The following is a 22751-nucleotide window of genomic DNA, read 5'->3' on the forward strand; positions in this document are numbered from 1 at the left end:
ATCACCGGGTCGTGTTGATCCGGTACTCTTTCCTTGTTCAAAGAAAGAGGTGTTAACCGTATGGATTTATTAGAAGTGAAGAACATTTCAAAAACGTATGGCAGCGGTGAAGCGGCAGTTCACGCGTTAAAGCATGTGTCGTTTTCTGTGCCCAAAGGGGAATTCGTCGCAGTTGTCGGCGAGTCCGGTTCCGGGAAAAGTACGCTGCTGAATCTGATCGGTGCGCTGGATTCACCGACGTCCGGCAAGGTGCTGATCGCCGGCAAGGATTTGTTTTCCATGAACGACAACAGTCTGACGGTCTTCCGCCGCCGGAACATCGGCTTTATTTTCCAGAGCTTTAATCTGATTCCGGAATTAACCGTCGAACAGAATATCATCTTCCCGGTTCTGCTGGATTATCAAAAACCCGACAAAAAATATCTGAAGGAATTGTTAAGCGTGCTGAACTTGCAGGAACGCCGTCATCATCTGCCAAGTCAGTTGTCCGGCGGTCAGCAGCAGCGCGTTGCGATTGGACGGGCGTTGATCACCAGGCCTTCGCTGATCCTCGCCGATGAACCGACCGGCAACCTGGATACGCAGAACACCAGCGAGGTGATCACATTATTGAAGGAAGCGTCGCGAATCTACCAACAGACCATCGTCATGATTACTCACAGTAAAAGTATCGCGCAGACCGCGGATCGGATCCTGCAGGTATCCGACGGCGTGCTGACCGACTTCGGGAGATGCCGGGAATGAAAAGCTATCTGAGTCTGATTCCGATCTCGGCGAAAGTGCATCAGCGGCAGAACCGCATGACGCTGCTGTGCATCGTTTTCTCCGTGTTCATGGTCACCGCGGTTTTCAGCATGGCCGAAATGGGCGCACGAATCGAGCAGGCCCGATTGATGGAAAAGCATGGTTCGGTTTCCTTTCAGAATTTGTTCAGCAGCGCGCTGGGGCAAAGCCTTTTGCTTGTCGCCCTCGTCTTGTTTGTTTTGATCCTGATCGCCGGGGTGCTGATGATTTCCAGCAGTATGAACAGCAGCGTCGCCCAGCGGACTCAGTTTTTCGGAATGATGCGCTGCATCGGCATGAGTAAGCGGCAAATCACCCGTTTCATTCGCCTGGAAGCGTTAAACTGGTGCAAAACCGCAGTCCCGGCCGGGGTCGTGCTGGGGATCGTCACGTCCTGGATTTTATGCGCGGTGCTGAAGTTTGAAGTCGGTGAGGAATTCGCGAAGATTCCGCTGTTCGGTTTGAGCGCGATCGGCATCGTCAGCGGAGTGATCGTCGGCGTCCTCACGGTGTTGATCGCGGCGAGCTCGCCCGCGAAAAGAGCGGCGAAAGTCTCGCCGGTGACCGCGGCTTCCGGAAACTCACAGATGGTGATGAGCGCGAAGCACGCCATCCGCTCCCAAGTCTTCAAGATTGAAACGTCACTGGGAATTCATCACGCGCTGGCGGCGAAGAAAAATCTATTTCTGATGATCAGCTCGTTTGCCCTGAGCATCGTCTTATTTTTGAGCTTTTCCGTCTTGATCGACTTTGTCAACTACCTGATGCCGCAGTCCGCCGCCGCTTCCGATCTCGATATCGCCAGTGTCGATGGCACAGATTCCCTTTCACCGGAGCTGGCGGAGTCGCTGAGCAACATGGCCGGGGTGAAACGCGTCTATGGACGGCGGAGCGCTTTTGAAATTCCAGCCCAGCTGCACAGCGCTTCCACGCAGGCAATGGCCGTCGATCTTGTGTCCTTCGATGACTTTGATCTGAGCTGCCTGCAAAAGGATCACGCGCTGACTCACGGAAGCAAGCTGGCCAAGGTTTACGGCGACAGCGGCTATGTATTGGCGACCGGCGATGCGGGAAGTGCCTGGAAAATCGGCGACCGGATCTCCATCAACAACACCGAGCTTGAAATTGCCGGGATGTTAAAATACGATCCGTTCAGCAGCAGCGGACTGACGCAGGGCAAGCTCACGTTGATCGTCTCCGGCGAAACGTTTGCCCGTCTGACGGGGGAAACGGCGTATTCATTGTTGATGATCCAGACAAAAGCTGACGTCACCGACGAACAAATTCAGGCGATCCAGCAGGCGGTAGGCAGCGAGTACATCGTTAAAGATAAGCGCGAACAGCGCACAGCCGGAATGTACTTCGCTTTCGTTTCCTGTATTTATGGATTCCTGAGCATTCTTACCCTGGTCACCATTCTGAATATCGTCAACAGTATTTCGATGAGCGTATCGTCCCGGATTAAACAATACGGCGCGATGCGGGCAGTCGGCATGGGCAAGCGTCAGGTCACCAAGATGATCGCGGCGGAAGCGTTCACCTATGCTTTTCTGGGGTGCTTCGCCGGCTGTATCCTGGGAATTCCCTTAAACAAATTGTTATTTGATCTGATGATCGCCAGTCATTTCGGTTATGCGGTCTGGGTCTTCCCATTTCAAAATCTGGCCGTGATTCTGAGTTTCGTCTTCTTCGCGGGGCTGGCGGCGGTGGCTGCCCCGGCCAAACGGATGCGCACGATTTCGATCACGGAAACGATCAACGATTTATAAGCAGGATCTCCCAAACCGGTCAAAAGATTCAAGGAAAGACCGGAAACGACGGGATAAGAAAAGCAGTGCCGCGGAGCTGGAATCCAGATCTCTTGCGGCACTGCTTTTTAAGAGAATAAATAGGTATAACTATTCAGAGAATGAATAAAAAGCAAGGTTGAGTTTGAATCCAGCCTTGCTTTTTCCGTGTTTATTTTCCAATCTGGTTCGCGTAGAAATCGACCAGCTGTGTCCGCATCTGTGCCACGACGTCTTTCGCCCAGGCGTAGTCCTTTTTCTTTTCTTTACTGCCGACGGCGTTTGCGAAGCGTTCCGCCAGATCCTGACCTTCATAGAACGGAACCGCAACGTCGACCACCTTTCGCTCCGGTGTTTCTTCAAGAACTGCGTCGCTGCTCAGCTTGGTGATCAGCACCGTCTGATCCTGAAGGTTGAAATAGCTTTCTGGTTTCAGGGTGTCCTTGTTGTACTGCTGGACGATGAAGACCGGCAGCGATACCATTTCTTTTCCCTTTTTGTTAAAGCTCAGGGAAACGACATAGCCGTCGCCGTTGAGCGTCAATCCGTCGATGGACAGGAATGAGCGTTCAATTCCAGAGGGGAAGGACGTCTGCTTGAGATACGCGACCGTCACTTTCAGATTTTCAATCTGCTTGCTTTTGGCGTCCAGATCACTGAATAAATCGGGACTCGGCACGCGGTAATCCTGAAGCATTTCGCCGACCGCGGCAGTTTCATCATAGACCCAGCGAGTCATCTGATCCGCGATTGTCCGCTGATCTTCACCTTCTGTGCGTCCGATCAAATTGTTCATATTGACTAAGGACACTGTTCCGTTAGTCCAGATCTGATGTTCTTTTAACTGTTCCGCGTTCCAGCTGCCCTTGCTTGTGGTCAGCGGTTTGGCGTTCATCGATTCCTCGGTAAACAACTGAAAGAGGGACAGCCCTGGATTCAGCTTGGTTCCCGCTAAGATGACCGTGCCTTTCAGACCGGCTTTCTTCGCTTCCTCACACGCGTCCATCGTGCAGCCGTCCAGTGTTTCCTCGCTGATCGACAGCCGGACAGTTTCCGAAGCGATCCGGACCGGTGCGGTCTGCGTGATCTGCAGCTTCGCCGACGCTAAGCTGATTCCCGGCAGTTCGTTGTTAATCACTTGTTCCTCGGGTGCCGGAAGCATACCGTCATCCGTCGGCTGCGGCTTCTCCTTGTTCTGACAACCGCTGATCAACAAGATCAGAACCAAAGCTGCTGCAATTGTTTTTTTCATTTCCTGCACCTCGTTTCTTCTTTTATTATAAAGGATAGAGTTAAGGAATGTCTTAAAATTTACTTACGACTTCCGCAATTTTTCTTAGTAAATTCTGGATTGTTTCATTAATGGAAGTGGAAGAACTCCTGCACGCGGCGGGCGTAATGGCCCAGCACGATCAGATGATGATTCCCAATCGGCTCGCGCAGCAGCGTGTCCAGTCCCTGCGGCAGCGAAACCCGGATCTGTGTGCGGCACAGGTGTTTTTCGTTCAGATTTTCGACAATTTCTCCATTCTGGACAAAGTAACGATCCATCAGCGCGGAACACTTGAAGACCGTCGCATCGCCTTCACGCAGATGACCAGCCAGCGCGACGCCCAGATCGGATTCAAAATGCGTCATCAGCCGGAAAGCGCTCGGCATGGTCAGCGGCAGCGTGCAGTGCGCGAAGATGATCTGTTTCTGCTGAGAGAGAATCCGCGATGGATTGCACATGAAGACCGGCTGATCCGTCAGCTTGCCGATCAGCGTCATCGCGATCAATGACGGCATATCGCCTTCACATCCGCCATAAACGCCCTCGGCGTTAAGAATTGCCAACGCAAGACAGCCCGTGCTCTTGACCGGGCCTAACAGATCGAAGCAGCGCACTGTGACTCCGGCCAGCTGATATTTCTGACAGATCCGCTTGAGCGCGCCGTAGATTTCCAGCGATTTCTGCATTTCCGCTTCCGGCCACGGCTGCTGCCGCAGCTGCCGGGTATATTCGTTTTCTTCCACCTGATGTTTTTCAATCTCCGCAAAGAATTCCTCCATCGAAATCGTAATGAGCTCGATTCCGGTTTTCTCCCGGACGGCCTGGGCGTCCACATGACTGGAGATCAGCCAGTCTGAAGGTTCGCCGACGCTGCCTAAGCGCAGCCCCTGCAGCTCCCGCTTGACCTTGAACACCTGAACCAGATCCGCTAACCGGGCCGCGGTATCATCCAGATCCCCATGCAGGATTTCCGCCTGCACACCCTTCTGACGCAGATAGGACAGGATTTCCATCGACGCCGCCAGTGAATTATTTTCGCCGGAGGTCAACAGGAAAACAGGTTCCTTTAAAAACGGTTCCAGCTTGAGAAAGCGGCCTTCCGTTCCGCCTCCGCCCACAAACACAACGGTCATCGCTTCATCGTTCAAGGCTTCCGCCGGCACGATTTCCAACGTGTGGCCGCAGCGTTTAGATAATTCCTGCAGATAGTTCCGGTTCAGTACATCGCGGTCTTCCATATCCGCATTCATACTTTGTAAATAGCCAATTCCAATCTTCATGATAACCCTTCTTTCTTTAGCTTCATTGTAACCTTACCCCGGCTAAAAAACAATCAATCTGCCGGACTTCATCCTCTGCTTTTCCGCTTTGTCCGGTCTTTTACCGCTTTTCATCAGGAATAGAAAAAGATCAGGAAAGCGAACAGTTATCCTTCGCCTTCCCGATCTGTAATAAGCGGCCTGCCTGTCGTTTATACTTGAGATCCAATCATTTCCATCGTCTGCGGAGAATGCCGGTAATACTGCGCCTGCGCTTCCCACAGTTCCTGATACAAGCCCGGCTGCCCGGCCAGCTGATCATGGGTTCCGCGCTGAACGATCTGACCGTGATCGAACACGACGATTTCATCGCAGAACTTACAGCTGCTCATGCGGTGTGAAATAAAGATCGAAGTCTTATCCTTCACCAGCTCGTTGAAGTTTTCATAGATTTCCGCTTCCGCCAGGGGATCCAGCGCCGCGGTCGGTTCGTCGAGGATGACGACTGGCGCATCCTTATACAGCGCCCGGGCGATCGCGGCTTTTTGTGCTTCCCCGCCGCTGAGCAGGATGCCTTCGCCGTTCTCTTTGCCCAGCTGCGTCTTCAATCCTTTGTCCATACCCGCAACCCTTGCGCTCAGCCCGACTTCCTCCAGCACCCGCATCGCCTTCTGGTCATCGACATTCGCCGAAGCCGCCAGATTTTCGCCTAACGGCATTTCCATCAGCTTAAAATCCTGGAAAACAACGGAGAAGATCTGAACGTATTCTTCAAACGCGTATTTCCGGATATCGATCCCGTTCAGCAGGATTCTTCCCTCTGTCGGTTCCGCCAGCCGGCACATCAGCTTGATGAACGTCGTTTTCCCCGCGCCGTTGCGCCCGACGACCGCAAAGTGTTTCTTCAGTTCCAGATCAAAGGAGATATCCTTCAGCGCGGTTTCGCTCTGGCCCGGATAGCGGTAAGAAACATGATCGAAGGTCAGATGATATTCGCCGTCATCCCGTTTCTCCACCGGCAGCGTCCCTTCATAGCTCATATTCGGACGTTGGATGAAGGCTTCATAGCTGTTGAGGTATTCGTAACGGTAGGCGATGTTGTTATAGCTGGCTGCCAGTGTGACCAGCGAGGTCGTGAAGCGCAGGATCGCGTTGGCGTACAACATGACCTCACCGATACCGATGGTGCCCTGCATCGCGATGATGCCGATGACCAGATAGGTCATCCCGGATGCCAGTTGCGTCAGAAAGGTGATGACACCGTTAATCTTGCCGTTGTTTGTGCCCCAGTCGATATAAAGCCGGGAGCTTATCAGCGTCTTATCAAAGAGTTCCATCAGGAAATCCTCCATTTGATATAACCGGATATCCTTGCCATTTTGAATACTCATTCCCAGATTTCCGATATACCCGCACATCGCATTGTTATGGACGTTATCCCGTTTCATTTTCTGAAGCAGTCTTCCCGCTTTCGCGCTCAGCCGTGATCCGATCATAATAACCACCGCATACACAGCGAAAAGAAAGATTAAACTGCTTACCGGCAGCCAATAATCTTGAGCCTGCGTAAAAATCTGAACCAGCAAAACAGAAACAAAGGCCAAAGAATAAAGCATGGAGAAGAACATCGTCAGAAATTGAAGCAGATCCCGAAGCTGTTCCCCTGTACCGCCTCCACCGTTACTGCCTTGATCCGCCTTGCGGATTTCGTCGATCGTTTCCGCTTTTTCTAACTCTTCATATTCAATCTGATAGGCTTTTTCAAGAACACGCTGACGGATTTTGTATTTTGACAGATCGCGCAGCTTAAGAAAACGTTGATTTAAAGCCTTACTGCTCAACCCCAGAATAACGCTGAAACCGATCATCCAGTAAACGTTCTGCATCGCCTGCGGAAACTGACCGGCGATCAGGAAATTTAAAATCTGAGCGGAGAAGTAAATCGGCAGAAAGGGCACGGCCGCCGTAATCGCAGCGGTCAGGATCAGATAGGCGATCACATGGGGTTCGCTTTTCTGCATCATCCGGATGAATTTACAAGTTTCCTGCCAGGCTGTTTTCAAATTCATAGACTTCCCCTCCTTCCTGATAATATTGACTTTGAACTTCAAACATCTTGGCATATTTGCCTTTCCGCTTCATCAATTCCTCATGGGTGCCATCTTCCACAATCACCCCGTTCTCAAGAAACAGAATCCGATCGCAGAACTGGGTGGAGGACAGACGATGGGAAATAAATAATGCGGTGTGATCTCCGACCAAATCGTTAACCATCTTATACATCTCGCTTTCAGCGATCGCATCCAGCGCCGCAGTCGGTTCGTCCAGGATCAGCATCTTTGCTTCCTTATATAAAGCACGTGCCAGAATCAACCGCTGAACCTCGCCTCCGGAAAGCTGAATTCCGTCCGTGTTCAGATCTTTTCCAAGATAGGTTTTCTCCTGCAGCGGCAGACGGCTGACCTTCTCCCAGAGATTCGCCCGCTTCAATACCTCGATCACCTTTCCGCAATCCGTGGCTTCCAGATTTTTGCCGGAGATGTTTTCGGCGATCGTCACCGACATGATCATCGCATCCTGGAATACCACCGCCAGTTGTTTTTGAAACGCTTCCCGATTGTCCTCCGTTAACTCCCGATCGTTCAGTAAAATCCGGCCACTGTCCGGCCGATACAGACCGCATAACAGCTTGACCAGCGTTGTTTTGCCAGCCCCGTTGATCCCCACCAGCGCCACTTTCTGCCCTGCCGGAATCGTCAGATTAAAATCATCCAAGACCTTGCGTTGTTGATCATATTGAAATGAAACATGTTCAAAGGTAATGGTCATGGATTCAGCCGCAGCCTGTGATTCCGCAGGTTTTGCATGAACCACTTCCGATTCTGTATAATCGCGGTAATAACCAATCCGCATCAGATCGTTGCTCAGCAGCGATATCATTTCGCTGATTGTGGAAAACCATGTGGAAAAACCACTGATCACGCCTAACAAAAAGACAAATTGCGCAATGCTCATGCCCTGCATCAGACTCAGAATCAGCCAGCTGTAAGCCGCCAGATCCCGGACCGCCTGAATAAAAATACCCGCCATGTCATAAAGGAAATAAGCACTCCGGACCTTTCCTTCGATCTTTTCCAGCCGGCGGATCAGACTTCGGTAGAATTCTGCCATCCAGGCTCGCATTCCGTATAAGCGGATATCTTTCCCCGTTGCCACGTTGTAGGTTTCCTTATGCAGATACCAGATTGACCGAACGATCTGACCGGATTCCTCCATGGTCGCCGCTTCTTTTTTCCAGGCATAACGATAAATGAAATATTGAATTACCGACAACCCCAATAACAGGCCGATCAGCTGAATGTTTGTCGTCCCAATCACCAGGGAGTACAGCGTTAAGCCCAAAAGGTTTACAGCCAGCTTGATGTTGTGGTGGCAAAAGCCTTCCAAGCCATGATCGTTGGTCGATAAACATTCCTCCGTTTTCGCAATCTGGATCTGTGTCTTATAATCTTCCACATTCTGATAATCCCGCGTAATCGTGCTGCGGAACATTTCACTCCAGAACTTTTTTAAACGATAGAGAATAAACTGCGTCGATGAGCGATTCTCTAAAAAGGTCTGAATCCCGTTGATCACGCCGTAGACTAAAAACGCGCTGAGACAGACGAGAACCAAGGTCTGCACACCGGCCTGTTGTTCCAGACAGGCGATGATCAGCGACGGCATGAACACGCCGACCAACGGCGTTATCGCGGAAAACAACACCTCGGCGATTCCGTAATAAACTAATTTCCGGTCAAAGTCCCACATTTTGGAATAGACCAGATGATAGGTGCTGCGCACACTGTATTTCATAATGACGCCCCTTCCTGTCGTTATCTTCATTCTGATTATATAGTAGAATGACGCCGGTTAAGAAAAAAGGGCACGAAACGCAAAATTTCATGCACGAATGGTTTTTGTTTTCGATTCAGCTTCAAGCAGACCTGAATGCCATAACGATCAACTTGCCGATATTCTGTCAGATATTGAATAGAATAAGGAAAACGACCCGGTATGCTTCCATGTTAATCTCCGTTGCTTGCCGCATCGGATATTTTTTCTTACAATGAAGGCAGAAATGAAAAGGAGACAATCCTGAATGTTAAATGAAAATATTAAACGAGGCAGAAAATTAAAAGGACTTTCGCAGCAGGAGCTGGCCGTCAAGCTCAACGTGGTCCGTCAAACGGTATCAAAATGGGAACAAGGGTTATCCGTTCCCGATTCTGATATGTTAATTGCCCTGTCGGAAGTGCTGGAAATCCCGGTAAGCAAATTGCTCGGAGAACCTGTTGATGAAGCAGAGATGAATCATTTAAGAGTAATTTCTGAAAAATTGGAGGTGATAAACCTGCAGCTGGCCCAACGGAAAATCACAAGGCGAAAAATTCTCCATGGACTGCTGCTCTCATTGTGCGCGGTCATCGTTATGATTAATGCGGTACTCATCGCCATCGGCAGTCCTTACTTGAGCTGGGATTACAGCAGTCCTGAAACCGCGGTGATCGGCGTTGCCTTTCATTCGCTGGAATGGTTGTTTGTCAGAACGGCGCCCCTTCTTTTGATCGGCATCATCCTGGGTCTGTTCCTGACTCGAAAGAAAGATTGAAGATCTCTCAGCTTTTAGATAAGCTTCAGATTTTTAACGGTACTTGATAAACAGGAGGTTCTTAAAATGAAGAGAAAGAAAATTGGGATAACGATTGCGGCCATGGTTATTTTGGGATTGGGTTTTATAGTTTACAATCGTACGAATTCTGACCGCTATGTGCCTGACGAAGATGAAATAGCGCTGCATATCCAGCTGGATACAAAAGAAGATATTGGATTGTTGATTTATGATTATCGCATCGGGAATCACGAATACAGCGGCGGCACTTCCAATGCGGACAGATCGTTGATCAAACACGATTCGGATAACATCGTCGTATGGAATAAAACGGAACTTAACAATTCCCCGGAGCCCCTGGAATTATCAATCCAATTCAGAATTATAACCGAATATGTGACGCCTAATTATGAAAATATCTATCCGGAAGACATCACCCGATATTTAAACCCGATCTCATGGGAAGCGCACTTTGGCGAATCCTATGTTATTACGATAACCGGGGATAAGACCAACGGGTATCAAGCCGCATTCAACTAACTTCTCTTTATCTGGAATAAAACGAAGCTCATTGCGTCATTCAACGATCAAAATAAACAGCTGTGTTCAGTGTTAAAAGTGTGCCCATCTTCACGGGAAGAAGATCAGAAAATATGGATTGTCATTGGTCTTTAAAGGTTCATACGCATAACCTTGCTGCACTCCACGAAATCCATTTTTTCATACATTTCAATTGCATTTTTATTTTGTGTCAGTACGCTTAATTCAACATATTCTAATTTTTTTATTTTCGCCCAGTTTATCACTTCGTTTAGCAAAGCTTTTCCAACTCCTTTGCCTCTCTGATCCGGGGCTACGACAATGTCCATTAAATAAGCATATCTATGGAAAACAAAGCAGTGATACGCTGGTGTTGTTTGTTCCTGCACAAGAGCAAATCCCAAGATTTGATTTTTTTCTTTGGCAATCAGTATATCATCCCGTTCACTCTCGATAATAGATTTTATAAAATCCTCCTCTTGAATTGCTGTTTGAAAATATTTTGGCTGTAACTTAGCCATATCCGAAAAAAGTAGTTCATAAAGTTCTTTTATATCAATCAGATTATTTAAACTTGCTAATTCTATATTCATTCTATATCCTTTCTGACACACAACTTCCGGTTTATAAAGGAAGCATAATTTCCGTGACGAAGATCCCCGGCTCATTCTTGCGGTTGATATACCCGCCGTACTTCTCCACTTCCCGATTGATGCGCAGTAAACCATGTCCATGGTTGCCGCGCTTGTGTGTGATATATTCGTCATCCATCTTCCGCACCACCTCTGCGGTCGCATTGGCGACGGAGATATAAAGCTGCTGCTTAAAGACACCGATATATAAGCGAATAAAACGGTCCGACGTCAACGTTTCGCACGCTTCCATCGCATTGTCGATCAAATTTCCCAGAATCACGCACAGATCCAGATCAGCGACGGTGAGCTGACTCGGCACGGTCGCTTTGTAGTCCAGCGCGATCTCTTTCTTGATCGCCATCGACAGTTTTGAATTCAGGATCGCGTCGACGTTCAGGTTGCCGCTGTCGACCAGCTCATAGACGTCTTCCAAGTCCTGTTCCAGCGAATTCAAATAGTTTTTCGCTTCTTCGATTTGATTCATCCGCAGCTGGGCTTTCAGATTCTGTAAATGATTGTGATAATCATGCCGCCAGCCGCGCATAATCTGATAGATATTGTTGACTTCCTCCATCTGCCGGACCAGAGTTTTATTCTGATATTCCATCATCCGGTCTTCATAACTGCGCCGCAGAAGCCGCTGGTTTGCGCAGCCGACGCCGTAAAGCAAAAGGCTGATCATCAGAAAAAGTAAAAGCTGATCCTGCACTATACCACAGCCGACGAGGAAAAGCATACTCACACCGATCACCGCCAGGATCGCCGGCCGACTTTGACTTCGCTGCTGCTCCAGGACAAGACAAAGCAGATAAGCAACGCAGAAAAATGGCAGAAAGGAGCGGGTTCCCCTATAACTGAGCGCCGCGCCGATCAACACCGCCAGATCCAGCGCCAGACTTTTCCGCTGAAACCGCAGCCAAAGAAGAATCATCAGCCCGATTCCCGGCAGGCATTCTACAAGATAAACCGCGATCATAAGCGTGTTCCTTTGTTATAGCGGATGAACGCTTCGTTGACGATCTTTAATTGCGACCGGGCGATCGGCAGCGTAAACGAACCCGCGGATAAATCCTCACGGCGGATCTGATCCACCTTGGCGATATTGACCAGATAGGATCGATGAATCATCACAAACGTTTCGTCCAGCATCGCTTTCAATTCACGGATGCCGATTTTTTCTTTCTGCCGGTGATCTTCAAAAACAAGGTGACAATAGTGAGCTTCCGCTTCCACATAAATCAAATCGTTCAGGTTAATCCGACTTCCGTTTAACAAAACGTAACGCTGATCCGCGGATTGAATTTCATCGAGGATTGCGAACAACGCCTCATCCTGAACCGGTTTGATCAGATACCGCAGAGCTTTGACCTCGTAGCCTTCAAACACATACTCCTTCATCGCCGTTAAAAACAAGATCGGAACCTGAGCGTCAGTCTGACGGATTCTGCGCGCCAGCTCCATCCCATTTTGTTTTTTCATCTGGATATCAAGGATGATCAAATCAAACGGATACCGGCCATCGCACTCGAAAAGCATCTGTTCGGCGCTTTCATACCAGACCAGATCTGTTTTGCCCCAGCGGCCAAGCGATTCCTCCAGAATTTCTTTCTGAATTTTTTCATCTTCACAATATGCGATTTTCATAGTTTCATTTTATAATGTTCTCGATGTACACACAAGCCGGAATTCAAGTTTAAAGGAATAAGCGCGGTCACCCGTTCTTTTTTTAAGAAAAACCATCTCCTGACAAATATAGTGTAATCCCTGTTTCTGACAACTCAGATAGCAGATCAACACATTTTTCTGTTGTTTTACGAATTAAAATCACACATTTTTCTGCTGTTTTACGACTTAAAATCACACATTTTTCTGAAATCAACAAGAACGAATTGCGTTCGGGGAAACAAGGATCCAAAAGATTATGACTGAATCAAAGTTAAGGATTCGCTGTCTGAGTTCAGCGGTCATCTTATTTTTTATGTTTTTGCTTTGTGCAAAAATAAAAAACAGGCAAGGCAAAGCTTGATATTGCTCTGTCCTGCCTGCTTGTTTGTAAGAAGTTCCAATCTTGCCTCAAAGGGGTGAGAGCTTGAAACCTTATCTTAAGCTAAGATTTATTTCAGTTCTGCCGCCGCGTTTTCACCCGCGACCTTACCAAAGACAACCGACTGAGAATATCCGCCGGACTGCCATGTCACTTCACCGGAAGCATACAGACCCTTGACGACAGTACCGTCTTCATACAGAACCTGCGCCTTTTCGTTAGCGACAACGCCGCCCTTAGTCATGTGGTTTGCCGGTTCAACGCGAACGCCGTAGTACGGACCTTCCGCATCCAGCGCACGGGAAGGAACTTCGCCCAAGACTGCGTTTTCCGCGCCCGCTTCCGCATCTGCGTTATACTGATCAATGCTGGCCTTCAATCCTGCCGCGTCGACACCCAGAGCTTCCGCCAGTTCTTCGATCGTCTTGCCTTCCGCATAGTAGCCCAGACCAACATGCTTGCGGATCCGGTAGAATGAATCGTAGCCTGTCTTATCTGTGATATAGAACGCCGCGCCGTCAGGCTGACCCTGAACCATTGCCGCCCGGTCTAATCCGCCGGTGTTGTCGTTCAACAGTTCGCCCGCCTTGTTGACTAACAGATTCATGTCGGCGCCGCCGGTCAGATCCCGGCGCGGAACGATGATGTTGGAGAACACGCTCATCTTGCCCATGTTTTCCATCTGGAAGCCGTTCTTTTCAAAGACTTTGACAAAGTCGCCCGTAGTGCCCATCTGGTTGGATGTATTCATGACTTCATAACCCGGAGCATATTCCGCCAACAGTTCCTTGTTGCTGCAGAAGCCGCCGGTCGCGATGATGACTGCCTGTGCGTTGATGTCATACGATTCGTTATCGTTATTTGTGACTTTCACGCCGATGACGTCCTTGCCGTCCAGAATCAGATCTTCACCCTTGGTGCCGGTGCGGATATCGACGCCCAGATCCTTCGCCGTCTTTTCCAGACCCGCCTGGATGACTTCGCCGGAATACTGGTTATCTTCCGCCATGTGGTTGGTACCGCCATAGTTATAGTTCAGCTCCACGCCCATCGCGCGCAGCCAGGCGTCCAGTTCATTTTCCTGGTTAGCCCAGACTTCGATGCGTTCCGCGCTTTCGCCGGATTTCGACTTGCTTTCAATGAAGTTTTCGACCTGATTGACTGTCCATTCTTCATTGCCCGCTTTTTTCTGCGCTTCGGTATTGATGATATCGAAGAAGTTCATATCGAATTTGCCGTTGCCGCTCAGGATATCCAGTTTTTCAACCAGGATCACGTTGGCGTTCGCGTTGGTCTGCTTCGCGCCGATGGCTGCCGCTAATCCCGAAGGACCGCCGCCGACAACGACGATATCGCAGGTTTCCGCTTCCCGCTGAGACGCTGGTTTTTCCGGTCCCTGAGTGGTCATCGTGATGTCTTCCACATCCATGCCCGCCTGCTTCATCGCATCCGCCACCGCGGCCTTCACGCCGAACGATGAGAATGTCGCAGCCGTCACGCTGTCGACGACCGGCGAGTTGGCTTCCAGGATTCTTTCTTTAATCACCGGGAACGCGCGATCGATGACGACGTTGGTTTCGTGGCTGTCCACCAGCTCGATGTCCGTAATCTTCTGATCGGCGATCGTGACTTTCAGATTCATCTCTCCGCCGTAGCCTGTACCCTTGACGTCATAGACGCCGGAGTTTGCCGCATCAGGGGTTTTGTCCTGACTTGGTTCTGCAGGCGTATTTGAGCAAGCAGTCATGCTTGCCGCTAATAAACCCGCAAGACCGACCTTCACAAATTTGTTGTTCATGTTTCCTCCTATGTAGATCTCCTCTACATTCCCTATTTTACAGAAATCTCTTCTTTCGTCAAGCGAACAAAATCACAAAGATTTCACAAAATGAACACAATAAATCCAGATAATGGCTTAACCATGAGGCTTTCTCTCCCTTTCTGGAACTACTTTCAGCGTATGAAAAGTTTTTGTAAGGTGAAAGAAACCCGCTTTCTGCTCGAAAACGGGTCTTTTTTGATTTATTTCCGCATTTCTTCGCGGACTTCGCAGAAACAGCGGACAATCGTGTCGATGTCTTCGCGGGTATGCGCGGCGCTGACCTGCGTGCGGATCCGGGCTTTCCCCTTCGGAACGACCGGATAGGAGAAGGCGACAACGTAGATTCCTTTATCCATCATTCGCTTGGCCATTTCCCCTGCCGTCTTTTCATCATAAAGCATGACCGGTACGATCGGATGCACGCCTGGGATGATATCAAATCCGGTGTCCGTCATTTTCTGACGGTAATACGCGGTGATGTCTTCAAGATGATCGCGCAGCGAGGTATCGGCTTCCAGAATCTTAAAGACTTCCAGAGACGCAGCGACGATGGCCGGCGCCAAGGTGTTGGAGAACAGATACGGCCGGCTACGCTGACGAAGCAGATCGACGATTTCCTGACGGGCCGCCGTAAAGCCGCCGGAAGCGCCGCCTAACGCCTTGCCCAGCGTGCCGGTGATGATGTCCACACGCCCTTCCACACCGCAGTATTCCGCTGTTCCCCGGCCGTGTTTTCCGACAAAGCCGGCAGAATGACTGTCGTCCACCATGACCAGCGCGTGGAACTCGTCGGCCAGATCGCAGATGGATTTCAGATCGGCGATAATGCCGTCCATTGAGAACACGCCGTCGGTGGCGATCAGCTTAATCCGCGCCCCGGCTTCCTCCGCGGCAATCAGCTGCTGCCGCAGATCGGCCATGTCGTTGTTTTTATAACGGAAACGCTTGGCTTTGCACAGGCGCACACCGTCGATGATGCTGGCATGATTCAGCTCGTCGCTGATCACCGCGTCCTCCGGCCCCAAAATCGTTTCAAACAGACCGCCGTTGGCATCGAAGCAGGAGGAATACAGGATCGTATCGTCCATACCCAGAAAATGCGATATCGCCGCTTCCAGCTGTTTGTGACTGTCCTGTGTACCGCAGATAAAACGCACGGAAGCCAGGCCGTAGCCCTTTTCCTCATACGATTTCTGCGCCGCCTGAATCAGACGCGGATCGTTGCCCAGCCCGAGATAGTTGTTCGCGCACATGTTGATGACCTCGCGGCCGTCTTCCAATTTCACGTGTGACGATTGGGGCGTGACGATCGGACTTTCGCCTTTAAATAAACCCGCTTCTTTAATATCCTCGACTTCCTGGGCGTAAAATTGCAGCGCTTCAATCTTATTCATTATTTTTCCTCCTTCTGCAGCGAACTCCAGTCCAGCACCACTTTGCCGGATTGTCCGGAATTCATCGCCGCGAATCCTTTTTCATAATCCTGAATATCAAACCGGTGGGTGATCACAGCGTCGATGTTCAGGCCGCTCTGCAGCATCGTCGACATCTTATACCAGGTTTCCCACATCTCCCGGCCATAGATACCCTTGATCGTCAGACCGTTGAAAATGACTTTTTCCCAGTTGATCCGGGCGTCTGCTTTCTGTAAGCCTAAGAGTGCGATCTTGCCGCCGTTTTTCATGTTGTTAACCATGTCGTTGAAACCAGACTGTGCGCCGCTCATTTCCAGGCCGACGTCAAAGCCTTCCTTCATGCCCAGCTCGCGCATCACGTCCGGCAGCTTCTCCTGAGCGACGTTGACTGTGCGGGTCGCTCCGAGCGTTCTGGCCAGGTTCAGGCGGTATTCGTTGACATCGGTCACGACCACATGCCGCGCTCCGACATGCCGGCAGATCGCCGCCGCCATGCAGCCGATCGGTCCTGCGCCGGTAATCAGCACATCCTCGCCGATCATATTGAACTGCAGCGCCGTGTGGACGGCGTTGCCCAGCGGATCAAAGCAGGAGTATAATTCCTCGCGGATCGACGGATCACAATGCCACGCGTTTTTCGCCGGAATCACGAGGTACTGCGCGAACGCACCGTTGCGGTTTACGCCGACGCCCTGGGTGTTGCGGCATAAATGCGGCTGGCCTGCCAGGCAGTTCCGGCAATGGCCGCAGGTGATATGCCCTTCGCCGCTGACAAGGTCGCCGACCTGGAAACCTTCAACATTTTCGCCAACCTCGGCGATTTCCCCGACATATTCATGCCCGGCGGTCAAGCCGATCGGAATCGTATGCTGCGCCCATTCGTTCCAGTTATAAATATGCACGTCCGTGCCGCAGATCGACGTCTTGCGGATTTTGATCTTCACGTCGTTTTTGCCGCATTCCGGGACCGGCACCTGTTTCAGCGTCAAGCCGACGTCCGCCTTTTCCTTCACTAAAGCCCACATCATTTTGCCTTCGCTCATTTTGTTCCTCCTTCTTTTTGTAAGCGGTATCTTTAATTTTATAGTGCCTTAGTTTCCAGTGAAATGCAAGACACTTTTTTAAATTTGTCCGCAATACAAAGACAGTTTCTCGATTTATCCGCGCCGCTTTCTGAAACTTGTGAAAATCGTTGAAAATTATTATTTTACTTGAATTCATCGAGCCGGCCCCGTCTTTTTCATGATTCGACAAAATCCGGCAACAATAAGAGGGTAAAGGAGGGGAGCTAATGCAAGCGGAAACTAAAAAAACAAGTGATCGAAGATCAGGATTTCGTCGGACGAAGATCTTTTTAATCCTCGTCAGCGCCGGGGCGGCAGGCGTTCTCTTCTTTTCATTCCCGCAGCGTACGCCAAAAAATAAAAAGCCCGACTTTCTCGAAGCGGAGGATCGTCAGCTGGATCAAGCGCTGCATGAAAAACAAGACGCCGTGGAAATTGTCGTTTTCTACCCACAGGAACCGCAGACCATTCAGAGTGCGGCCAAAAAACAGGCTGAGCAGCTGATGACCACGCTGACCGCGGAATACGCCCAGCCGGTGGAGCTGCCGGCTGCCAGACAGGAAGACCCGGATCCCCTATTAATCAAAGCGGACTATCATACCGAAGCCTTAGCACAGAACACCGTGTCGGTTGTTTACCTGATTCAGAAAAAAGTTGGCGATCATATCGAGGAAGAACGCTGGGGTTATCTTCTTGATCAACAGACAGGAGCTTTGGTCGGCGCGGATCGGGCTTTCGATCAAACCGGGCTGAACCGGATCTCCGCTTTATTCCGGGATGCGATGAAAAACCAGGAAGCAACTCACTCCCTGGCTTACTCGCTGCCAATGATCGAGGCGACTTCCCCGGTTCCGGAAAATTTCTCTCAGTTTTATTATGATGACGACCGGCTGACGTTCTTCATGAAGCTTCCGGAAGGTGTGGCGATTTCCACGGAAACGGAAGAACCCAAAGAGGATGGACAAGCAATCGGCGATGAAATGCAAGACAGCGCAGATAATGGAATAGAGCGAACTAACCCGGCAATGTCCGGACAGGAAATGTTCTTTCAAGAATCCCAAAATCAATTGCGCTGGTCGGTGAACCGGACGCAGCTGGGATCGCATTTCTTATTGAAACCGGCAGAGGACCGCGAAGATTTATTCATCCCCCCGCGAACTATTGATCCTGAGAGGCCGATGGTGGCGCTCACCTTCGACGATGGCCCGCATCCCAAGAACACGCCGCGCATTCTGGAGGCCCTGCGGACTTACGATGGAGCGTCGACCTTTTTCATGGTCGGCACCAATGTCGAGCGTTATCCGGATATTGTCAGACAAGTTGCGGAAAGCGGCAGTGAAATCGCGTCGCATACCTATGATCATCCGAATTTAACCAAGCTGTCAGGGGATCGCCTGAATTATCAGCTCCGCCGTGTCAACGAGCTGATCGGCGAGTTAACTGATCAGCAGGTATCGGTGAAAACACTGCGTCCCCCCTACGGCGCTGTCAGTGAACAAGTCAGGGAAGCTGCCGACACGCCGCTGATTCTGTGGAGCCTGGATACATTGGACTGGAAAACCCGCAATGCCCAGAAGACGATCCGTCATGTCCTTGAGAATGTGGAGGATGGCGATATCATTCTGATGCACGATATCCACGCAGAATCCGCCGACGCAGCGGTAGCGATTATTCCGCAATTAACCGCGATGGGCTATCAGCTCGTCACCGTTCAGGAGCTGATGCAGGCAAAGGGGCTGGAAATGCTTCCGGGGCAGAAAATTTTCAGCGGAAATCCAGATACGCACGGTTCGTCTGTGATGCTCACCGATCAATGATACTAACGGTAAGCGACGCAAGTTCCTGACTGAAAAAGGCATTGAAATACAAAAAAGGCATATCCCGATCTGAGCTGGGGATATGCCCTGATTCTATTTCCATTAAGATTCTGTTTCTTCCAGACAATGAATCAATTCCAGAATCCGGTTCAGGTCCTGCGTGCCGGAATACTGGATAACGATCTGTTTCTTATCGACCTTGACGCGAGTCTGCAGCTTGTTCTGCATGACTTCCTCGACATACAACAGATTCGGGTCTTCCGTTTTCTTTGCGGCCTTGGATTTCGGTTTTTCCTGCCGTTCCTTGACCAGCCGTTCCACCTCGCGTACAGACAGACCTTCTTCGGCGATCTTCATCGCCAGATCATACGCTTCGCCCTCGTCCTCGATTGTCACTAACGGGCGCACATGCCCCATTGACAGCTTATTCTCCGTGACCAGCTGCTGGACAGATTTCGGCAGCTTTAACAGCCGCAGGGTGTTGGTGATGTGCTCACGGGATTTCCCGACGCGCTGGGCCAGCTTTTCCTGCGTGTAGTCCAGCCGTTCGATCAGGCGCTGATACGCCTGGGCTTCTTCAATTGCGTTCAGGTCCTCGCGCTGAATGTTTTCCAGCAGCGAGATTTCCATCATCTGTTCTTCAGTGAACTCCATGACGATTGCAGGAATCGTCTTCAATCCCGCCTTTTTACTGGCGCGGACGCGGCGTTCGCCGGCGATCAGCTCATAGCCTTTGACGGATTTGCGCAGCAATACCGGAGTGAAAACACCATGCTCCTTGATCGACTGAGCCAGCTCGCCGATCTTTTCGTCGTCGAATATTTTACGCGGCTGGTAGGGATTCGGCCGGATCTCAGACAGCTTAATCTCGCTCTGACGACTCTCGTCCCCCTGCTGAATCTCCTCGATCACATTGCTTAAATCATCGCCGAAAATGGCTCCCAGGCCTTTACCCAGCCGGGCTTCATCCTTTTTCATTGGCTTTTGCCTCCTTTGCGTTATAGGAAATGACTTCCTTTGCTAACGATGCGTAGGCCTTGGCTCCTTCCGATTTTACGTCATATTCAAAAATCGTGGCGCCGCGGGAAGGGGCTTCCGACAGCTTAACGTTGCGGGGAATGTAGGTCTTATACACCCGTTCCTTGAAATACCGCCGGACTTCCTGCTGAACTTCGACGCTCAGCTTGGTCCGCGCATCAAACATCGTCAATAATACGCCCTCGATCATCAATTTATTGTTGAAAAGACGCTGCACCAGACGAATTGTCGACAACAGCTGCGTCAGCCCTTCCAGCGCATAGTATTCACACTGCACCGGAATGATCACAGAATCCGCGGCCGTCAGGGCGTTGGTGTTCAGCAGCCCCAGCGAAGGCGGGCAGTCGATGATGATGTAATCGTAATCATTCTTCACGGCGACCAGCTTGTTTTTCAACAGCTTTTCACGTCCGTATTTGTATTCGACCATTTCCAGGTCCGCCCCGGCCAGATCGATGGTCGCCGGCAGAATATCCAGCGGCGGAATCTTCATGGTTTTCACAGCGTCCTTGACTTCGACCTCGGTCATGATGACATCGTAAATACTTTTCACAAAACTCTGGCGAGTCGCGCCGACGCCCTGCGTCGCGTTGCCCTGCGGGTCAAAATCGACCAGTAATATTTTTTTGCCGAGATAGGCCAGTCCGGCGGAGAGATTGATACTTGTCGTCGTTTTTCCGACGCCGCCTTTCTGATTGGCGATGGCAATAATTTTTCCCATTTTTTCACATCCTTATCTTAATTTATATCCACACTCGGTATTCACAGAGCACAACCCTCATCGCCATCGGATTGCCATCCGGTCTGAAGCCGGAAGATCCGAGAACCGGAGTTTCCGTAAATCTCAGATTTCTCCTTGTCTGGCACTTTCCGATTGGAAATGAGGTGAATTTTCGTTACTTGTTTGGAAACTTAATGATAATCCGGACATCGTTGTCCGTTTCCGCTTCCTCGGTTTCAATGGCGATCCCGGTCCGGCGCACCATTTCCACCGCCTGATAGATGGTATTAACCGCGATTTTAATATTGCGGGCAAAGCCTTTGAAGACTGGTTTTTTCGCTTCCGGTTTCGTCTGCGGCGTTTCTTTCATGCTGGTGATCAGCTGTTCCGCCTGACGGACGTTCATCCCTTTTTTAACGATTTTCTCATAGACTTCCTGCTGCTTTTCCGGTTCGACCGAAAGCAGCGCCCGTGCATGCCGCTCGGTAATTTTACGGGAGGAAATGCCTTCCTGGATTTCATCCGGCAGATTCAATAACCGGACCTTGTTCGCGATCGTGGATTGGGATTTTCCCATTTTGGCCGCCAGTTCTTCCTGCGTCATCCCGGCGGAGCGCATGATCTGGATATAGGCCTTGGCTTCCTCGATCGAAGTCAGGTTCTCGCGCTGAATATTTTCGACCAACGCCAGCTCGGCCAGCTTCTGTTCATCGGCGCTCATGACATTGCATGGAACTTCGCTGTAGCCGGCCAGAATGCAAGCCTTGTAGCGGCGTTCTCCGGCGATGATTTCATAACCATCTTCATCCTCGCGGACGGTGATCGGCTGAATCAGACCGTTCTCCCGGATCGACTGTGCCAGCTCCATCAGTGCGTCTTCATTAAACTCCAGCCGCGGCTGATGACGGTTGGGATGAAGCTGTTCGATTGATATTTCCCGGACTTCTCTCATAAAAACACTCCTTTACAACGGATTCTTTTTGATTTTCGCATAAGCGCGCGGATACTGCGGCGGCGTGGACCGGACCTTACGGTACGTCAGATTCACACGAGCCGAGCCATCCTGCAGATGGACTTCCTCGGCGCGCTCCAATTCCGCTCCCAGAATTTTCGTCGCTTTCTCCGCCTGGACCTGTTCTTCAAATCCGGCGGCCCCCTTCATGGCGACAAAGATTCCGTTCTTTTTTACTAACGGCAGACACAACTCCGCCAGCATGCGCAGATTCGCGACGGCCCGCGCTGTGACCAAATCAAACGATTCGCGATGTTCTTTCGCGTAGTCCTCAGCCCGGACGTTCAGACATTCGACATTGTCCAGCTGAAGCTCGCGGCATACTTCCTTGAGAAAAACAACCCGCTTATTCAGCGGTTCTAAAATTGTGATCTTCAATTGAGGATTCATAATTTTTAACGGCAGGGAAGGAAAACCCGCGCCCGCACCGACATCGCACAGGTGAACTGTGTTCAGCGGCATGCCGGCAAACGGAACCAGCGAATCATAGAAATGCTTTTCCAGCACTTCCTCCCATTCCGTGATGGCAGTAAGATTCATTTTTTCGTTCCATTCCTGCAGCAGCTGCGCATACCGCACAAATTGTTCCTGCTGCCGGGCGGAACATCCGATTTCCTTCTGACGACAGGCTTCGATAAATTCTTCCCATTTCATACTGCATCCTCCGCATGGGTTATTATAGCAAAATTCTCTCCTGTTCTAAAGCACTTCTTCCCATGAAATTGATGTTTCATCGTTTTTCATCCCCGAGATTTCGCTTTCTTCTGAAACTTGTTCCGGGTTTTTACATCTGGATTTTCCCTGCATGAGGAAGCCTTGTCTTCCTTTTCGGATTCTTTTGCGGATTCAGCGGAATTCCTCAACTCCATCATGGACTGCGGAGCTTCCGC

19 protein-coding genes are annotated in these 22751 nt (G+C 50.4%); 5 read left to right on the forward strand and 14 right to left on the reverse strand.

The window, feature by feature from the left end:
- The first annotated feature begins 60 nt into the window (after nt 1-60).
- Nucleotides 61-744, forward strand: coding sequence for an ABC transporter ATP-binding protein (locus DWY25_RS10155; protein WP_117895128.1), 684 nt, complete (start codon nt 61-63; stop codon nt 742-744).
- Nucleotides 741-2552, forward strand: coding sequence for an ABC transporter permease (locus DWY25_RS10160; RefSeq protein WP_117895129.1), 1812 nt, complete (start codon nt 741-743; stop codon nt 2550-2552). Before DWY25_RS10155 ends, DWY25_RS10160 begins: the two co-directional genes overlap by 4 nt.
- 190 nt (nt 2553-2742) lie before the next feature.
- Here DWY25_RS10160 and DWY25_RS10165 read toward each other — a convergent pair whose 3' ends face one another.
- From DWY25_RS10165 to DWY25_RS10180, 4 genes are all read right to left on the reverse strand, one after another.
- A complete protein-coding gene (locus tag DWY25_RS10165; RefSeq protein ID WP_117895130.1) occupies nt 2743-3822 on the reverse strand; it encodes a hypothetical protein in 1080 nt (359 codons plus the stop codon).
- Nucleotides 3823-3929: 107 nt separating this feature from the next.
- Nucleotides 3930-5123 carry a hypothetical protein gene (locus tag DWY25_RS10170; protein ID WP_117895131.1) on the reverse strand — a complete coding sequence of 398 codons (1194 nt, stop codon included), beginning with the start codon at nt 5121-5123 and terminating at the stop codon, nt 3930-3932.
- Between the two features lie 191 nt (nt 5124-5314).
- Complete coding sequence (locus DWY25_RS10175; RefSeq protein ID WP_181981782.1) at nt 5315-7171, reverse strand: ABC transporter ATP-binding protein; 1857 nt, start codon at nt 7169-7171, stop codon at nt 5315-5317.
- Nucleotides 7137-8957: an ABC transporter ATP-binding protein gene (locus DWY25_RS10180; RefSeq protein ID WP_181981783.1), complete on the reverse strand. Its 1821-nt coding sequence runs from the start codon at nt 8955-8957 to the stop codon at nt 7137-7139. Before DWY25_RS10180 ends, DWY25_RS10175 begins: the two co-directional genes overlap by 35 nt.
- Before the next feature lie 286 nt (nt 8958-9243).
- On the opposite strand from DWY25_RS10180, the gene DWY25_RS10185 reads away from it, so the two are divergent.
- Entirely contained in the window at nt 9244-9753 is a 510-nt protein-coding gene (locus DWY25_RS10185) for a helix-turn-helix domain-containing protein (RefSeq protein ID WP_117895134.1), read from the forward strand.
- 66 nt (nt 9754-9819) lie between these two features.
- The gene (locus DWY25_RS10190) at nt 9820-10293 is read left to right on the forward strand and encodes a hypothetical protein (protein ID WP_117895135.1); all 474 of its coding nucleotides are present in this window, start codon (nt 9820-9822) and stop codon (nt 10291-10293) included.
- A 131-nt stretch (nt 10294-10424) separates the two neighbouring features.
- Here the strand turns inward: DWY25_RS10190 and DWY25_RS10195 are convergent, their stop codons facing one another.
- From DWY25_RS10195 to tdh, 6 genes are all read right to left on the reverse strand, one after another.
- Nucleotides 10425-10886, reverse strand: a complete 462-nt coding sequence (locus DWY25_RS10195) for a GNAT family N-acetyltransferase (protein WP_117895136.1) — start codon at nt 10884-10886, stop codon at nt 10425-10427.
- Between the two features lie 31 nt (nt 10887-10917).
- On the reverse strand, nt 10918-11904 hold the full coding sequence (locus DWY25_RS10200) for a sensor histidine kinase (RefSeq protein WP_220412936.1): 987 nt from the start codon (nt 11902-11904) through the stop codon (nt 10918-10920).
- Nucleotides 11901-12572 carry a LytR/AlgR family response regulator transcription factor gene (locus tag DWY25_RS10205; RefSeq protein ID WP_117895137.1) on the reverse strand — a complete coding sequence of 224 codons (672 nt, stop codon included), beginning with the start codon at nt 12570-12572 and terminating at the stop codon, nt 11901-11903. Before DWY25_RS10205 ends, DWY25_RS10200 begins: the two co-directional genes overlap by 4 nt.
- Nucleotides 12573-13042: 470 nt before the next feature.
- Nucleotides 13043-14770 (reverse strand): FAD-binding protein, encoded by a 1728-nt coding sequence (locus DWY25_RS10210; protein ID WP_117895138.1) that lies wholly within the window; start codon nt 14768-14770, stop codon nt 13043-13045.
- A gap of 224 nt (nt 14771-14994) precedes the next feature.
- Nucleotides 14995-16188 carry a glycine C-acetyltransferase gene (locus DWY25_RS10215; RefSeq protein WP_117895139.1) on the reverse strand — a complete coding sequence of 398 codons (1194 nt, stop codon included), beginning with the start codon at nt 16186-16188 and terminating at the stop codon, nt 14995-14997.
- Nucleotides 16188-17252, reverse strand: coding sequence for an L-threonine 3-dehydrogenase (gene tdh, locus DWY25_RS10220; RefSeq protein ID WP_117895140.1), 1065 nt, complete (start codon nt 17250-17252; stop codon nt 16188-16190). The genes DWY25_RS10215 and tdh overlap by 1 nt, the downstream gene beginning before the upstream one ends.
- Before the next feature lie 248 nt (nt 17253-17500).
- Here tdh and DWY25_RS10225 point away from each other — a divergent pair, with 248 nt between their 5' ends.
- On the forward strand, nt 17501-19090 hold the full coding sequence (locus DWY25_RS10225; RefSeq protein ID WP_117895141.1) for a polysaccharide deacetylase family protein: 1590 nt from the start codon (nt 17501-17503) through the stop codon (nt 19088-19090).
- A 102-nt stretch (nt 19091-19192) separates the two neighbouring features.
- Here the strand turns inward: DWY25_RS10225 and DWY25_RS10230 are convergent, their stop codons facing one another.
- From DWY25_RS10230 to rsmG, 4 genes are all read right to left on the reverse strand, one after another.
- Nucleotides 19193-20068 carry a ParB/RepB/Spo0J family partition protein gene (locus DWY25_RS10230; protein WP_117895142.1) on the reverse strand — a complete coding sequence of 292 codons (876 nt, stop codon included), beginning with the start codon at nt 20066-20068 and terminating at the stop codon, nt 19193-19195.
- Nucleotides 20055-20849, reverse strand: coding sequence for a ParA family protein (locus DWY25_RS10235; protein ID WP_006058110.1), 795 nt, complete (start codon nt 20847-20849; stop codon nt 20055-20057). Before DWY25_RS10235 ends, DWY25_RS10230 begins: the two co-directional genes overlap by 14 nt.
- Before the next feature lie 175 nt (nt 20850-21024).
- Nucleotides 21025-21801 (reverse strand): nucleoid occlusion protein, encoded by a 777-nt coding sequence (gene noc, locus DWY25_RS10240; RefSeq protein ID WP_117895143.1) that lies wholly within the window; start codon nt 21799-21801, stop codon nt 21025-21027.
- A 12-nt stretch (nt 21802-21813) separates the two neighbouring features.
- Nucleotides 21814-22515, reverse strand: a complete 702-nt coding sequence (rsmG, locus tag DWY25_RS10245) for a 16S rRNA (guanine(527)-N(7))-methyltransferase RsmG (protein ID WP_117895144.1) — start codon at nt 22513-22515, stop codon at nt 21814-21816.
- Nucleotides 22516-22751 lie beyond the last annotated feature (236 nt).

This window comes from Holdemania filiformis, from assembly GCF_003459085.1.
Taxonomy (GTDB): Bacteria; Bacillota_I; Bacilli_A; order Erysipelotrichales; family Erysipelotrichaceae; genus Holdemania; species Holdemania filiformis.